13 protein-coding genes are annotated in these 15,196 nt (G+C 47.6%); 9 read left to right on the top strand and 4 right to left on the bottom strand.

What is annotated here, in order from left to right:
- Window positions 1-36: 36 nt before the first annotated feature.
- Together AC3WQ3_RS06550 and AC3WQ3_RS06545 are read right to left on the bottom strand one after the other, a co-directional pair.
- Complete coding sequence (locus AC3WQ3_RS06550) at window positions 37-2,688, bottom strand: cation-translocating P-type ATPase (RefSeq protein WP_492471789.1); 2,652 nt, start codon at window positions 2,686-2,688, stop codon at window positions 37-39.
- Window positions 2,689-2,892: 204 nt separating this feature from the next.
- Window positions 2,893-3,264, bottom strand: a complete 372-nt coding sequence (locus AC3WQ3_RS06545; RefSeq protein WP_095359607.1) for a hypothetical protein — start codon at window positions 3,262-3,264, stop codon at window positions 2,893-2,895.
- A 246-nt stretch (window positions 3,265-3,510) separates the two neighbouring features.
- On the opposite strand from AC3WQ3_RS06545, the gene hcp reads away from it, so the two are divergent.
- The 4 genes from hcp to AC3WQ3_RS06525 all read left to right on the top strand — a co-directional run bounded on the left by hcp (window position 3,511) and on the right by AC3WQ3_RS06525 (window position 7,748).
- Window positions 3,511-4,803: a hydroxylamine reductase gene (hcp, locus tag AC3WQ3_RS06540; protein WP_492471788.1), complete on the top strand. Its 1,293-nt coding sequence runs from the start codon at window positions 3,511-3,513 to the stop codon at window positions 4,801-4,803.
- A 228-nt stretch (window positions 4,804-5,031) separates the two neighbouring features.
- Window positions 5,032-6,360, top strand: a complete 1,329-nt coding sequence (locus tag AC3WQ3_RS06535) for a PTS transporter subunit EIIC (RefSeq protein ID WP_492471787.1) — start codon at window positions 5,032-5,034, stop codon at window positions 6,358-6,360.
- Between the two features lie 295 nt (window positions 6,361-6,655).
- Window positions 6,656-7,339 carry a collagen-like domain-containing protein gene (locus tag AC3WQ3_RS06530; RefSeq protein WP_336780455.1) on the top strand — a complete coding sequence of 228 codons (684 nt, stop codon included), beginning with the start codon at window positions 6,656-6,658 and terminating at the stop codon, window positions 7,337-7,339.
- Between the two features lie 271 nt (window positions 7,340-7,610).
- A complete protein-coding gene (locus tag AC3WQ3_RS06525; RefSeq protein WP_186812111.1) occupies window positions 7,611-7,748 on the top strand; it encodes a hypothetical protein in 138 nt (45 codons plus the stop codon).
- A 61-nt stretch (window positions 7,749-7,809) separates the two neighbouring features.
- Here the strand turns inward: AC3WQ3_RS06525 and uppS are convergent, their stop codons facing one another.
- Window positions 7,810-8,556: an undecaprenyl pyrophosphate synthase gene (gene uppS, locus AC3WQ3_RS06520; protein ID WP_492471785.1), complete on the bottom strand. Its 747-nt coding sequence runs from the start codon at window positions 8,554-8,556 to the stop codon at window positions 7,810-7,812.
- 155 nt (window positions 8,557-8,711) lie between these two features.
- On the opposite strand from uppS, the gene AC3WQ3_RS06515 reads away from it, so the two are divergent.
- Window positions 8,712-9,353: a hypothetical protein gene (locus tag AC3WQ3_RS06515; RefSeq protein ID WP_492471784.1), complete on the top strand. Its 642-nt coding sequence runs from the start codon at window positions 8,712-8,714 to the stop codon at window positions 9,351-9,353.
- Window positions 9,354-9,560: 207 nt separating this feature from the next.
- On the top strand, window positions 9,561-10,331 hold the full coding sequence (locus AC3WQ3_RS06510) for a glucose 1-dehydrogenase (RefSeq protein WP_154896238.1): 771 nt from the start codon (window positions 9,561-9,563) through the stop codon (window positions 10,329-10,331).
- A 68-nt stretch (window positions 10,332-10,399) separates the two neighbouring features.
- Here AC3WQ3_RS06510 and AC3WQ3_RS06505 read toward each other — a convergent pair whose 3' ends face one another.
- A complete protein-coding gene (locus AC3WQ3_RS06505) occupies window positions 10,400-11,044 on the bottom strand; it encodes a TetR/AcrR family transcriptional regulator (protein WP_492471783.1) in 645 nt (214 codons plus the stop codon).
- Between the two features lie 165 nt (window positions 11,045-11,209).
- Here AC3WQ3_RS06505 and AC3WQ3_RS06500 point away from each other — a divergent pair, with 165 nt between their 5' ends.
- The 3 genes from AC3WQ3_RS06500 (at window position 11,210) to AC3WQ3_RS06490 (ending at window position 15,106) form a co-directional block, all read left to right on the top strand.
- A complete protein-coding gene (locus AC3WQ3_RS06500) occupies window positions 11,210-11,752 on the top strand; it encodes a CueP family metal-binding protein (RefSeq protein ID WP_154896240.1) in 543 nt (180 codons plus the stop codon).
- A gap of 289 nt (window positions 11,753-12,041) precedes the next feature.
- Window positions 12,042-13,058 carry an ABC transporter substrate-binding protein gene (locus AC3WQ3_RS06495; RefSeq protein WP_095359600.1) on the top strand — a complete coding sequence of 339 codons (1,017 nt, stop codon included), beginning with the start codon at window positions 12,042-12,044 and terminating at the stop codon, window positions 13,056-13,058.
- A complete protein-coding gene (locus AC3WQ3_RS06490; protein WP_492471782.1) occupies window positions 13,055-15,106 on the top strand; it encodes an iron ABC transporter permease in 2,052 nt (683 codons plus the stop codon). The genes AC3WQ3_RS06495 and AC3WQ3_RS06490 overlap by 4 nt, the downstream gene beginning before the upstream one ends.
- Window positions 15,107-15,196 lie beyond the last annotated feature (90 nt).

The following is a 15,196-nucleotide window of genomic DNA, read 5'->3' as shown; positions in this document are numbered from 1 at the left end:
CCCGTCTGAGGGCGCCTTGAAGGGTTGAAGTATTTTTTATGCTGGACTGACCGCTTTGCCGCGGTTGCGAATCCACTTGATGACATCCATCAGAATGACGGCGAGCAGGGCAAGACCGCCTGCAATCAGGAACTCGTTCCAACCAAATGCATCCGGAATGGCGAAGATGCCGCGTACACCCGGAATCAAGGTGATTCCATAGAGACAGAGACATACCAGGATGGAGCCAAGGACAAATTTATTTGTCGTGAAGCCCACCTGGAAGATGGTCTGTGTGTTGGAACGGGCTGCAAATGTTTGCAGACTCCGTGCCAGAATCAGGGTCGTAAAGGCCATCGCCACGCTCATTTCTTCAGAGATGCCAAGCCCGACATACTGGGACACAATAACAGCTGCACCGATCAATACACCACGTGTAATCACGGCTTGAAGCGTACCGCCGGCAAAGATGCCTTCATTAATATCTCGCGGTTTGCGCCGCATCACATCCGGTTCGGCCTTTTCCGTCCCCAGTGCAATGGCAGGCAGGGAGTCGTTCACCAGGTTGATGAAGAGAAGCTGCAGGGCCGTAAACGGGTTCACCCATCCAACGATAAGTGCAAACAATATGGCGATAATGGCGCCAAGGTTACCCGCAAACAGGTAAGCAATGGCTTTTTTGATGTTATCAAATACCATACGCCCGACACTCACTGCGTTCACGATGGATACAAAGTTATCATCCGTCAGAATCATGGCAGCCGCATCCTTGGCAACATCCGTACCGCTGCCCATGGCTACACCAATGTCCGCTTGTTTCAGAGCTGGTGCATCATTGACACCGTCTCCGGTCATGGCTGCAATTTTGCCTTTGCGCTGCCATGCACGCACAATGCGGATTTTGTTTTCAGGGGATACCCGTGCATAGACTGAAATGTGTTCAAGCTGGCGATCCAGCTCTTCATCCGACATTTTGTCCAGCTCAGCGCCAGTGATGGCGAGATCATCCGGGCCTGCAAGCCCAATATCCCGTCCAATGGCCTGGGCTGTCGTTTTGTGGTCCCCTGTGATCATGATTGTGCGGATACCAGCCTTCATGGACTCTTCGATGGAGCCGTACACGGCTTCACGCGGTGGATCAATCATGGCTGTCAGTCCAACAAGCGTCAGATCATATTCGTCTTCAGGTGTAACCTGCTTTTTGTCATCGAATTTCTTGTAAGCATAAGCCAGTACACGGAAGGCACGTTTGGAGAAAGCTTCGTTTTTCTCCTCGAATTGTGTGCGAATCTCAGCTGTAAGCGGCTGAACCTCTCCGTTCATGAACACATGAGTACACCTGCTGAATAGCACATCCGGACCACCTTTGGTTAATAAGGCCGTCTGTCCTTCGAAGGTATGCACTGTGCTCATTAGTTTCCGATCCGAGTCAAAAGGAAGCTCTGCTTCCCGCGGGAACTGGTCCCGAATTTCGTTATAGTCCTTGTTCACACGGTTACTGAAGGCAATGAGGGCTACCTCTGTGGGATCACCCAGCTCCTTGCCCTCCTGGTTAATATTCGAATCATTGCAGAGCACTGCAATATGTAACAAGCGTCGTTCCTCTTCAGACCACTGATCAGGATCGTCCGGGAATTCCTCTTTGGTGCCATGGGGGATGTAATAATCCACAACCGTCATCTTGTTTTGGGTAAGCGTCCCTGTCTTATCTGTACAGATAATGCTGGCTGAACCGAGCGCTTCCACGGCAGGCAGCCGGCGAATGATCGCATGCTGCTTGGCCATCTTATTCGTTCCCAGCGACAATACAATCGTCACGATGGAAGAGAGAGCTTCAGGAATGGCGGCGACGGCGACAGCAACGGCAAACATCAGTGCATTGATAATTGAAGGACCCAGATTGTCCGTGCCTTCGGTTAACCAGACACGTCCTGCCTCGATGGCGAAAATAAGAATGGACAGTCCCAGAATGAAAAAGCCCAGTTTTTTGCTGAAGGCTTCCAGTTTGCGCTGCAGCGGAGTTTCTTTGGCTTCAGCATTTTCAATCAATTCGGCAATCTTGCCGATCTCTGTTTTTAACGCGGTTCCGGTAATCACCAGAGTGCCCCGGCCGTATACGACCAGCGAACCGCTGAAGGCCATGTTGCGCCGATCACCGATGGGAGCCTCCTCCGGAATGGCATCTGCATGTTTCTCCGCTGCTTCTGATTCTCCAGTCAGCATGCCTTCATTGATTCTCAGACTACCGGATTCCAAAATCCGCCCGTCTGCCGGCACATAATCACCCGCATCCAATAAAACGATATCGCCGGGAACGAGTTCCCTGGCGGGAATAGTCTTTTTCTCACCATCACGAATAACTTTGGCTTCAGGAGCAGACATTTGCCTTAAGGCATCGAGGGAGCTCTCCGCTTTTTTGGTCTGTACAACACTAATTACTGCATTTAGCAGGATAACCAAGAAGATAATCAGTGATTCAATAAGATGTCCGAGCACAACCTGTACACCTGCCGCAATGAGCAGCACGATGACCATGGGATCTTTGAAATTTTCAAGAAACAGTTTCCAGACAGGTGTTGCATTTTTGCCTTTTAACTCGTTATATCCTTCTGTCTCAAGTCTTTTTGCAGCTTCGGAGGCAGTCAGCCCCTTGGGGGAACTATCCAAATCTTGAAGTGTCTCCTCAGCACTGTGTCTATAATGTTGCAATTGACCAGCTCCTTGATTAAATGGTTTCTTCTGTGTATTACCCTTACGGGCAAAATATAGAATCGTTTCATTTCCAACTTTTTTATGTTCACAGTATTTTTCATAAGGAGCTAAGATATGCCTCTTGTTCAATTTATTTATTTGCAGTGATGCACGGTTACGTGCACCACTGCATTGATATCACATGCAACAGCGAAAGACAGGTCAGATTAAGCGGTAACCGGGAGGTAACTCTCCGGTTCTTCTGATCTCGCGAATCTGTGCCAGAGTTAAGCGCTGATTGGATGCAATGAGGGATTCCACATCTCCTCTGCGCAAAAAGTCATCCAGTTCGCGAATGCTGCGATTCCCCCGCAGTACAACAAAATTGTCACGAAAACGTGAACGATTAAACAACACGAGTGTAGCGTTTGGATTAGTGGAAAAAAATCGCAAGCTCTCAATTCCAGTCAGAATGGCATCGACATCGGAGATGCCGAGGTTGCCACGATAGACTCTTCGGCGGCCCCTGAAGTTTTCTTCACTGAACACCGTCAAGCGAGGATACGTTTGAGAAATGGAAACGGGTTTAGCCATTTGAACTCCTCCTTTTCTATAGACCTGCTGCTACGGCAGCTTGGACTACGTAATAACGTATGCGAAGGAGCTAATGAAAGATTGGATGATAGTCTTGGAGGGGAAACAATAGGTTCATATATTTGCTAATCTTAACTATAAGGTGTCGAATGATAAACTGTGTCCGCCATCACACTTGGTCCCCTGCGGGTTTGTTACGCTGTTACCAGTGATGAATGAAATCGAATCACGTTGGAGGGAACAGATATGTTTTGTTATCAGTGTGAGCAGACACCGAGTGGTGGATGTACAGTAGTTGGGGTCTGTGGCAAAAATGAAACGATAGCCAGTCTGCAGGATACCATGATTTTTGCGTTGAAAGGCATAGCGGCTTATGCAACACATGCTCGGCAGCTAGGATATCATGATCCGGAAGTGGATCGAATTACACATGAGGCCCTGTATATGACGTTGACCAATTCCAATTTTAATGTGCAGGAACATCTCGATATGGCCATGCAAGTAGGGAGCGCGGCAATCCGAATCATGGACGTGCTGGATCGTGCGCACACCGAGAGATTCGGCATACCGCAGCCCATCACCGTTTCGCAGAACCAGATTGAGGGACAATGCATTGTAGTGACCGGACATAACCTGTATGCGCTGGAAGAGCTTCTTCGCCAGACCGAAGGGAAAGGCATCAACATTTATACACATTCCGAGATGCTGCCTGCTCACGGGTACCCGGCACTTAAGAAATATGCCCATCTAAAAGGCAATATCGGCAAAGCCTGGTTCGATCAGCGCAGATTATTTGAACAGTTTCCGGGTGCCATACTTGCGACCACAAACTGTGTCATGCCTATCAAAGGTACATATGCCGACCGATTCTTCTCGTATGAAGTCGCGGGACTTGAGGGTGTAGCCAAAATTATTAATGATGATTTCACTCCTCTAATTGAACGCGCTCTTTCCTTACCGGCAGCAGACGTTAAGTCGGAGCAGGTACTAACGACAGGGTACCATCATGAGACGGTAATTGGTCTCGCTCCAGAGATTATTCAGGCAGTCAAAGATGGTCATATCCGTCGTTTCTTCGTTATTGCTGGCTGTGATGCACCTGGAAAAGGAGGAAACTATTATCGCGAGCTGGCGACTTCGCTGCCTAACGATACCGTGATTTTAACCACATCATGCGGTAAATTCCGCTTCAATGATGTGGATTACGGTACAGTCGGGGATACAGGAATTCCCCGTTATATCGATCTGGGGCAGTGCAACAACTCCGGTTCAACCGTGAAAATTGCAATGGCTCTTGCGGACGCCTTTGGCTGTTCGGTCAATGAGCTGCCCGTCAGCATTGTCCTGTCCTGGTTTGAGCAAAAAGCGGTGGCCATTCTGCTGGGGCTGTTCAGTCTGGGTATTCAGGACATTCGAATTGGACCGAAACCGCCAGAATTCATCTCGGCTGGAGTATTGGATGTGCTTGTTGACATGTTTGGCCTGAAGCTGATCACAACGGCAGAGGAAGATATGAACGCCATGCTGGCGTTGTCATAAGGGCTGGAAAATCAAAAAACATTGTAAAGAGGTTATGAAAGAGCCTGCGGAAGCAGGCTTTTTTTCTATTATTAGGTGAATTTAGGTCCATGTACCCTGCTTGATTATTCATGAAATGAAAGGAAAATTAGTTTGAATATCCTATTGAAGTTTGATCATGGAAATGGGTATATAGATAAGGGCACATCACAAAACTCGGGTTTACCGCAGCATAAGGAGAAGGTACATATGAATGACAGGCAATTCGAAGAGATCTTGAAACTTGCAGGTGGAAAGGAAAACATAAGACAAGTCACGCGGGAAGAGCAGGCCACGGTACTTATTCTAGAAGATAACAGTAAAGTGGATATGTCAGCGCCTGCTGCTACCGATCTTGAAGTAACAATTCGGATAACAGGTACAGAATGTTGCTTGGCGATTCGAGATGAATTCTCCTATTATCACCTTCTGTTAAGGGACATGGGTACGCCAGAAAGCATGCGCGATCATCCCGAACGGAAAGAGAAGCATACATACCGCAGATCGTTTTCAATATTACCGTTTATATCCGATGTGTTTAGACCCATAATGCCTGCCATTCTGGGAGCTGCGCTCTTCAAAATTGTGCTTGCAGTCATAACACTGATTAGTACGTACGGTTTTTCGGAACCCTCATCCTTCCTACAGAGCCAGACATTTATGATATTGAAATCCATTGGGGATAGCGCCTTTTATTTGCTGCCTGTATTGGCAGCTATCAGTACTGCCCGGCAGTTAAAGAGTAATATCTACGTTGCAGCAGCTATCGGCGGATTGATGTTTTACCCGCAAATGAGTTATTTACTGTCAGGTCAAGAGGAAGTCCATTTTATGGGTGTGCCTATGGTTTCGGAGGCAGCCTTTTTCTCGGCGACGCTCTGGGTGATTCTGACGATCTCTGCTGCATCTTATGTAGAAAGAGCCGTTGAACGATTCAGTCCTAAGGTGCTGGGCCCACTAGGTTCGTGGATTGATAAGCGAATGCCCGCTGCCGTCGATTCCTTGCTCACGGATGCACCGGTCGTGGCTGCGATGCTGCTGGGAGCGGCATTTGCATTAATGCTGTTTGCCGGATTGCATTATTGGCTCGTTCCCTTGATGCTGAATGAGCTGATGACCAACGGATTTTCCGTGATCATTCCTGCGATGTTTGTTGCATTTACTGCTCAGGCGGGGGCAGCACTGGCTGCGGGACTGCGCAGCAGACAGACCGAGTTCAGAAAACTCGCATTCTGGGCAACCGGAACGGCTCTTTTGGGTGTTCCGGAGCCTGCAATCTATGGCGTCAATATGAGAAGGAGGGCTTCTTTTTATGCAGCGCTTATTGGTAGTGCTATCGGCGGACTCTACTTCGGTATTGTATCGGTAAAATCCTTTGCTTTAAGCGAATCAGCAGGCCTGCTTCAAATTCCGGCATTCATGGAAGATGGTACGCTGAACTTGCTGCATACCTGCATTGGTCTGCTCTTAGCCTTCGCCGTGTCAGGTGCACTCACATACTGGTTTGCGGGTAGAGCATCCCACACTAAACATGTGTAACGTATAAAAAATTTAATATGCTTTGCATTGTATTCTTGGCTGTTTTGTAAGAGGCCCTTTCGATATGTAATAGAAGCTTAAAGTCTAAATATTGCTCCATGAGATAGACAACTTTCCTCATAATGGGCCCTGTAATTTTCTGAATTATAGTTAGTTGTCTACGCCCCCAGTGATTACTGCACATAGTATGTGGAGAAATATCACGGAGGTGAATTCATTGATCAATCGTCATGGGAAACGGATTTGTAGACGTAAATTCAAAAAACACGTACATTGCGGTGTGAAGGTTAAGGTTTTGAAGGTTAAACCTAAGGTTATAGTTAATGCACCGCAAGGCGTACCAGGGATTCCTGGTCCACTAGGACCAATAGGTCCCAAAGGGGCCACTGGTGCTCAAGGGATACCAGGGCCAGTCGGATTGCAAGGAATTCCTGGTATACAAGGACCTGTGGGTCCGGCTGGTGCGGTCGGAGCAGTGGGCCCAGCAGGCCCGGTTGGCCCAGTGGGTCCAGCTGGCCCTGTCGGCCCAGCAGGTGCAACTGGAGCAACAGGTCCTGCCGGTCCAACGGGGGCTGGAATTTCTGATTTCCTGAGTGTTTTCCGAGCTGATCCCGGTACAGGTACGGACACCGTTCCAGGAAACTCGCCAATTACGTTGACTGGTGTTTTGGCTAACGTGGGTGGTGCCTTTACCTTCGTGCCGCCATCTTCAACGATAACCATCAATGAAACAGGAAGTTACTTTATCTCTTTCTCCATTCATAATCAGGGCGATGCCGATTTCAACCTCACAGTAAACGGAACGCCTATAACCCCCGTGCCTTTCACGGGTAATGGTGGAGGCCCCATATCTGCTGAAGTCATCGTTACGGTCACAACAGTTCCGACAACGATCCAACTGGTAAATGCGAATGCAACTCCTGTACAGTTGCATAACAATCTGAATACCACGGTGACTATTCTGAAATTGACTCCTTAATCTCGATTCACAATATAGTCTATGTCAGCATAAAAATTAAAGTTTATGCCTTTTATCCAGTCCATAAGTCTATTTATTGAGATGGTATGGACGGCTTGGAATGCGGGAGCGGCGGGATGATGTAGCTAAAAGACATCACCGCTGCTCTTTTTAGTTCCGAAACCGAGACCTTAGAATTAGGGGAAGTAGAGCCTGAATGGGCGAATAGTTTATCGAAGGAATCTTGTAATGAACCTCTGATCCTGTAATCGGGTTATGGGGGACAAGCTTAATGGGTTTGAAGCAGTTATGTCTGGAAGAGATCAACTGGGACAAATTCGGAAATCATGGATGGAGTACTTCGAGACTGGCTTCTGCAAGTGAGAGAGTTACCACAGTATATGGTGCGAAGTTTGGAGTGTTACGGTGAACATTGCTAAAAATGTGCAAAAGAACAAGCAGCTCCCTGAAGATTTGAATGGAACCTCGAATTATTCCAACGCTCGCATCTTGCGCTGTTGATAATCAAGCATGGCTTCGTATAACAATTGCTCGTTAAAGTCCGGCCACATGACATCCGTAAACCACAGCTCGGCGTAGGCAACCTGCCATAATAAGAAGTTGCTCAGCCGTTTCTCCCCGCTAGTCCGAATCAATAGATCTGGTGCTGGATATTGTCCGGTATACAGAAACTTCTCAAGGTCCTGTTCAGAGATGTCCCGCACGTTTTTGTTTTCTTCAATACATAATTTAATAGCTTGGACGATATCACTTTTCCCGCCATAGTTCATGGCGAAGTAAACGGTCATTCCACGATTGGCCCGGGTTAGTTCAACCACCTTGCGCATCGCCTCTTGTGTTTCAAGAGGAAATTTGGATATATCACCGATGAAATCCACCTTAATACCATGTTGATTGAGTTCCTGAACGGTCGTATCCTGTACAAATTCGACGACCAGGCTAATGATATAATCTACTTCCTCTTTAGGCCTTTTCCAATTTTCCGTAGAGAATGCATAAAGGGTGAGAGAGGAGATCCCGATTTGGTGGCACATGCTTATCGTTTCGCGCATCGTCTGCATGCCAGCATAATGTCCAGCACTTCGGGGAAGTCCTCTGCGCGTGGCCCAGCGCCCATTTCCATCCATCATAATGGCGATATGCTTAGGAAGGTCACCGTTCCAGTCTATCTTATTCCTGATATCATGATCTTCCTTATGTACACGGAGCCATTTCAATGTATATTCCTCCTACATGGTCTGCTCGGAGAACAATTCTGTCTGGTCTAATGAGTAATAAATCTGTTGTCCACCACGGTTTCCAGAATTTATAATTATTATATAGGAATGGATTGGAAGTTCAAACGAAAATCGTAAGAAAGGAACGTGCCCGTATGTCCGCATGGACTGATCTTTTTGATAATAGAACACATTCGCTCGTTATGTATCCACATCCTACAGATCATTCATCGCTGAGTTGGATCGGGGGGAATGCACCTGCTTACTTTGATGATAACCCCGAATTCTCTTTTCTGCGTGAGCAAAATTATCTGTTTTATCTCAGTGTGACTCTTCCTGATACAGACGCTATGGAGCCTGTTCCAGGTCAGGAGATGATTTCTGTATTTGTACCAGCGGATTATGAGAAATACCTTGAGCACAATATTTATCCAACATGCGACATTCAAGTGATCCAGCATCCCGCCTCCACTGAAAGTGCGCTGGAGACCTACACGAATACTGTGCTGCATAAACACAGTCTAACCGAGTGGACATGGATTGAAGATGGGGCTGCAGCAGATGAGCCATGTTTGGTCAGAATTGGAGGCACACCGAGATTCATTCAGCAAGAGGACAGTTACTTAACAGCTCTGCATCATGATGGATACGACTTTTTCATCCAGATTGACGAAGATGGTTATGCGGATGGAATGGTTGAGGAGTACGTCTTTGGTTATGGGGCCCTATATTTGTTCGCCAAGTTCGATGACGGGAAAATGATCGACCCCCTCGCAGGATGCTGGCAATATTCATAGATTCGGAAGTCAAAACAACATATCTCGTCCATATTGTAGATTATCATTCTTGAAGTAAACAGATCCCTATCTATCTATTGGTTATCCCACAAAAGCCTGCCTATTTGCTGATTGAAAGAGCTTTCATTTCGTCCGTATACTAAAGGGGTCAACGAATTGGGTGCCTTCATTAGGCGGTCATCTTCAAATAGGAAAGGATGATATGAAATGGGCAGATTAACTGGAAAAGTTGCAATTATAACAGGTGCAGCGAGCGGCATGGGATTGGCAGGGGCTCAATTGTTTGCCAGAGAAGGGGCTAAGGTTGTCGCTACTGATGTGGCTATTGAAGCTCTGGAAGAGCAGGTGCAGCACATTGTGGCAAGTGGTGGAGAGGCCATCGCGCTTAAGCTGGATGTGTCAAGTCCCGAGTCGTGGAACGCAGTTGTGAAAGAAACAGTAGCAAAATACGGAAAAATAGATATTTTGGTCAACAATGCTGGAATTCACATAGCCAAGGGGATTTTGGAGGCCGAGCTGGAAGATTGGGAGAAGGTCATGTCCATAAATGGCACAGGGGTATGGCTGGGCATGAAAGCCGTTATTCCTTACATGCAACAGAATGGACAAGGCTCCATTGTTAATACATCGTCCATCGCTGCAATTATTGGCGGAATTGCAGACGCGCAGGGTGCAGCCTATAGTGCTTCCAAAGGCTCCGTACGTTCACTGACCAAACATGGTGCACAGTGGTTTGCGAAAGACAACATACGGGTTAACTCTGTACATCCAGGTGCTGTATTTACCGGCATGGTGGAAAAAGCAGGCATCAAGTCTCAAGTGGAGATGGGTGAGAATTACAAAAATCTCGCGCCTTTGCCTCCGCATGCCGGAGAATCCATGGATATCGCCTATGCCTATCTGTTCCTGGCTTCAGATGAATCGAAATTTATTACAGGCGTTGAGCTTCCTGTCGATGGCGGCTGGATTAGTAACTAGACAATATGATAATAGGGCAGCTATTCGGAGGTACCACTCTCATGTTGAATGAGAGCTGGTACCTCTTTTTATATGGACAAGCCTGGTTTGTGACGATGGACCGGGGCCAGATTCGAGCGATAAACTTCATTCGAGCGATTCATACGAGTAAATTCCAATAGCTGCTCTGCCATGTAAGTGGAACTGTATTTAAAGTTGCTCTGTACCCAGCCTGTAATCAGACCCAAAACGGCATTAGCCTGATAGCAGGCAAGGAGTTCCTTGTCGATCCTGGGATCCGGAGACATATCCGTTAAGTCCTGCAGGTACAGGGTAATGAGCGTTTCATAGAGAGTATCCCGAAATCCCATAGGCATATGGGAATGAACAAGCAAGGTATAAAAGCTGGCATTGACAAGAACATGGTCGAAGATTTTGATGGCCGATGCGTTCAAATCCTTGATTTCAAAATCATGGTAATGCTCATAAGGAGCTCGGTAGGCGGCTATCAGGTCATTGATCACATCGGTCAAAATCTCGCGCAGCAAGTCTTCTTTGTAAACGTAATGTTTGTAAAACGTACTGCGATTCAAATCAGCCGATTTGACAATATCGGTGATGGTAATGCTCTCCAGCGGTTTGCGTGACATCCATTCCAGCAAGGAAGCCTTTAGCGCCTGTTTGGATTTGTAAATTCTTCGATCTGTGTCTGATTCGGAAGCAGATTTATGCATATACACACCTTCCTATGCTTATCAATAATACTTCTAATATGCTGCTGATTTTTTTATGCTACAAGACAAATATGTGAAAATATGGTGACTTTGATGGTGTACATAGCCCATGGCGCGGCATTCTCCATTATAATAAACCAAAACGGACGAGGAGATGAACTCCAGTTGAGAAAAGGAATACTTATTGCAGCCTTATTCATTACAGTCGTTGGCTTAGGAATATACCTTATCGCTGATAATATGCTAAAAAAAGAAGCAGGCCCTCCTGAATCAACCAATGTTAAGGAATTGGTATACGATATCAGTACGGGTAAAGTCGAAACAAAATCGGCCTCCATTAATGCTACCCAGTTGGTCGTTACCGGCAAGGATGATCAAACGAAAACCTATAATCTGCCTGAAGAGGAGTTTTTCCTTTCGATTGCGCCTTACGTCGAGCAGACTCACCCATGTGCCATTCATAGCCTGACGGGTTGTCAGGGGGAAATGAAGAACAAAGAGTTCCTGGTCACGATTCATGACTCAGAAGGTAATACGTTTATGAAAGAAGAACCGATAAAAACCGGGAAGAATGGCTTTATGGATCTGTGGGTACCGAGGAACAGAACATACTTGGTCCGTATTGTACATGACGGGAAGGTCGCGGAATCCCAGCTTTCCACATATGAACAGGACAATACCTGCATTACTACAATGGAACTGAACTAACATTTGCATTCCGTTAGAATTGGGGCGCGATTATATACGATGGAAGGCGCGCACGGTAGATGAAACATACTGCAAATCTGGCATGTCATGATGCTGGTTGAGAAGAGTCCATGGATGACCAGGGGCTCTGTTTCTTTTTATCCCCATAAATAGGCACAATAGCAGAATCTGTAGTCAGCGCGTTATCGCTTTTTTATTGACAAAATGTGATTTCTGTCGCATAATCCAAAATGTGATAATGATAATTATTATCAGAGTTAATACATATAAACAGGGGAGATTACAGTACATGAAAAAAAGCTTGAACGGACTACTATTATTGTTGGTTTTTGCTCTTACATTAGCAGGTTGCGGTTCTGCAAGCACCAGCTCGAATGGATCAGCTGCGGATGCAGGTGAAGGTAATGCTTCTGACAACACGCAGACGGAAGCGGCTTCTGGCCCGGTTACCGTTAAACATAAACGCGGAGAACTGACGCTGGACAAGCCGGCAGAGCGCGTGGTTACTCTGGAATGGACATATACGGAAGATGTGGTTGCACTGGGCGTTCAGCCAGTAGGTAATGCCGACAACGCCAACTACAAAGTCTATGTCACTTCCGAAGCAGCCCTGGATGACAGCGTGACAGATATTGGAACACGTAGTGAGCCGAATCTGGAAGCTATTGCTGCATTGAAACCAGACCTCATCATTGCCAATGCAGATAACAATAATGCGGTCTACGATCAGCTTAATGCGATTGCACCAACGATGGAATTCGACCCTTACGATGGCGATGGCTATAACTACGACAAGATGACAGATATCTTTAATAACATTGCTATTGCTCTTGGCAAAGAGGACAAAGCGAAGCAAGTACTGGATGAACTTGATCAACACTATGTAGAAGCCAAAGAAAAACTGGCTGCTGCAGGCAAAGAAGATTTCCACTTTGCTCTGACCCAAGCATTCACGTATCAAAATGCAGCTAGTCTGCGTATGTTCACGGATAACTCGGTCGTTATTGGTACATTGGACAAAATCGGTTTGGTAAATGACTGGCAGCCTGAAAAGCTTGAAGGCTATGGTTTCTCTACAGTGGGAATTGAATCCTTATCTGATGTACAGGACAGTAACTTCATCTATATTACACAGCCGGACGATGACGTTTTTGGCACAGCAATGAAAGATAACTCGGTTTGGAACGGACTGAATTTTGTGAAGGAAAACCGCCTATATCAATTGGATAGCACAACATGGACATTTGGTGGACCCATTTCCTCCAAAGTTTTGGTTGACGGAGTTGTTGAGGCGATTACCAAATGAGTTCAGTTCAGGGAACTAGGCCAGCTATGAACTGGCGCGCAATAAGCATATATGGGGGCGGTCTAACCGCTCTCATCGTGCTTTTTTTTGTAAGTCTTTGTTATGGAGAGGCTTCCATTCCATTGAGTACGGTCTGGGATGCTCTTACAGGCAAACAGAACACGTTGGAGCACAATATGATCTGGGATTTGCGTATGCCGCGTACGGTTATCGGTATTATCGCAGGCGGTGCGCTGGCTGTTGCCGGAGCACTGCTGCAGACGATCACCCGTAATCCGCTGGCAGCGTCAGACACGCTGGGCATTAATGCAGGTGCCTACTTTATCGTCGTGCTGGGAGCTATTCTCTTTCCGGGTGTGCTCAGTCAGTCGCCTTTTCTGTTCGCAGCTCTTGGCGGTCTGCTTGCGGCATTTGCAGCTTATTTCATGGGCGGGGGACGAAGATCAAGTCCGGTTCGACTTGCGTTATCCGGTATGATCGTGTCCATGGTGCTCGGTTCCTTTACAAGCGCACTGCATATTTTCTTCTCTATGGAAACACAGGGATTATTCCTATGGGGATCCGGAACACTCGTCCAGAATGACTGGAGCGGTGTCGCTTATGCTTGGCCTTGGGTCGTTGGCATCACCATCCTCGCGCTCATTTTGTCCAGACAGTGGGATATGCTGGAGCTGGATGAATCAACGGCGTCCTCTTTGGGTCAAAGGGTTGGGCTGGCTCGTTCGGGTGGACTGATTATCGCGGTTTTGCTGGCTGCCGTGATTGTCAGTGTCATCGGACCGATTGGTTTCGTGGGACTGGTAGCACCCCACCTGGTCCGATTGAGCGGAGTGCGCTCCAACCGGTTACTGCTGCCCGGTGTGTTTATCTGGGGAGCAGCTCTCCTGGTTGGCGCAGACGTACTGGCCAAGATGATACATAACTCCAGCATGGAGCTGCCGACAGGGGCTGTCATGGCGATTATTGGTGCACCGTGGCTGATCTGGCTGGTACTTACACGCATGAAAGCATCAAACGGTTCGGGGATGTCCTCTTCCATGAGCACAGGTGCACCTTCACGCCGCTTTGCGTTTGGGCCAATGGCAGTATTGTTCTCGGTCGTAACTATAGCGCTTATATTGCTTAGTACCATGTTTGGCGGCCTGCGAATTCCGCTGGCTGATCTGCTGCCAAGTTTATTCCGATCGGATGGACTGTTCTCGGCGGTGATTCAGCTTCGGATTCCGCGTACGCTTGTTGCTGCAGGTGCTGGAGCTGCACTGGCAATCAGTGGTGTGCTCATTCAGATGGCCGTGCGTAATCCGCTGGCGGATGCTTCCATCGTCGGTGTGTCCTCCGGGGCAGGGCTCGGAGCCATGATGGTCATTATTTTATGGCCGGGTCTTCCAATATATCTGCTGCCCATCGCAGCCATCATCGGTGCAGCTATTGCGGCAGTGGTTGTATTCTCCCTCTCCTGGAAGAAAGGGCTTAACCCGTCTGCGGTTGTGCTGCTGGGGATCGCCATGTCGGCCATTGCTGGAGCGGGAATTCAGATTCTGATTGTTCGTGGCGCTGTATACGGCAGCAGCGGATATATCTGGCTGACAGGTAGTACCTATGCCCGTACATGGGATCAGGTGAAGGTTATCGGTTTATTTTTGGTTATTCTGGTTCCGCTGGCCTGGTGGCTCGCTCGTCGATTCGAACTGTTGGTATTCGACGACAACAGTGCATCCGGACTTGGACTGGGCGTACGCCGAACAAGATTGCTCGCCATGACGACGGGGGTACTGCTGGCAGCAGGTGCTGTTGCTTGTGTAGGAACCGTCGGGTTCATCGGTCTGATTGCCCCGCATATGGTGCGGCTGCTGACAGGACATAAGTTAAGACGGTCCATGTTTTTATCCGCACTCGCGGGTGCAGTGATGCTGGTGCTCGCTGATACGATCGGCAGAACAGTCATGGCGCCAACAGAGATACCATCAGGAATCCTGATTGCCTTGATTGGAACACCGTACTTCCTTTACCTGATGTACCGTTCTAACTGGCACAGACCGATGAAGTAAAGCGTATATTCAAACGCAAAATAGGATTTGGACGTTAGAAAGCCCGCTCACGCAGCGGGCTTTTGTTGTTTATTTATTGTTCATTGCGAT

This window comes from Paenibacillus sp. FW104-T2, from assembly GCF_058789975.1.
This window is presented reverse-complemented; position numbering and strand designations above follow the sequence as displayed.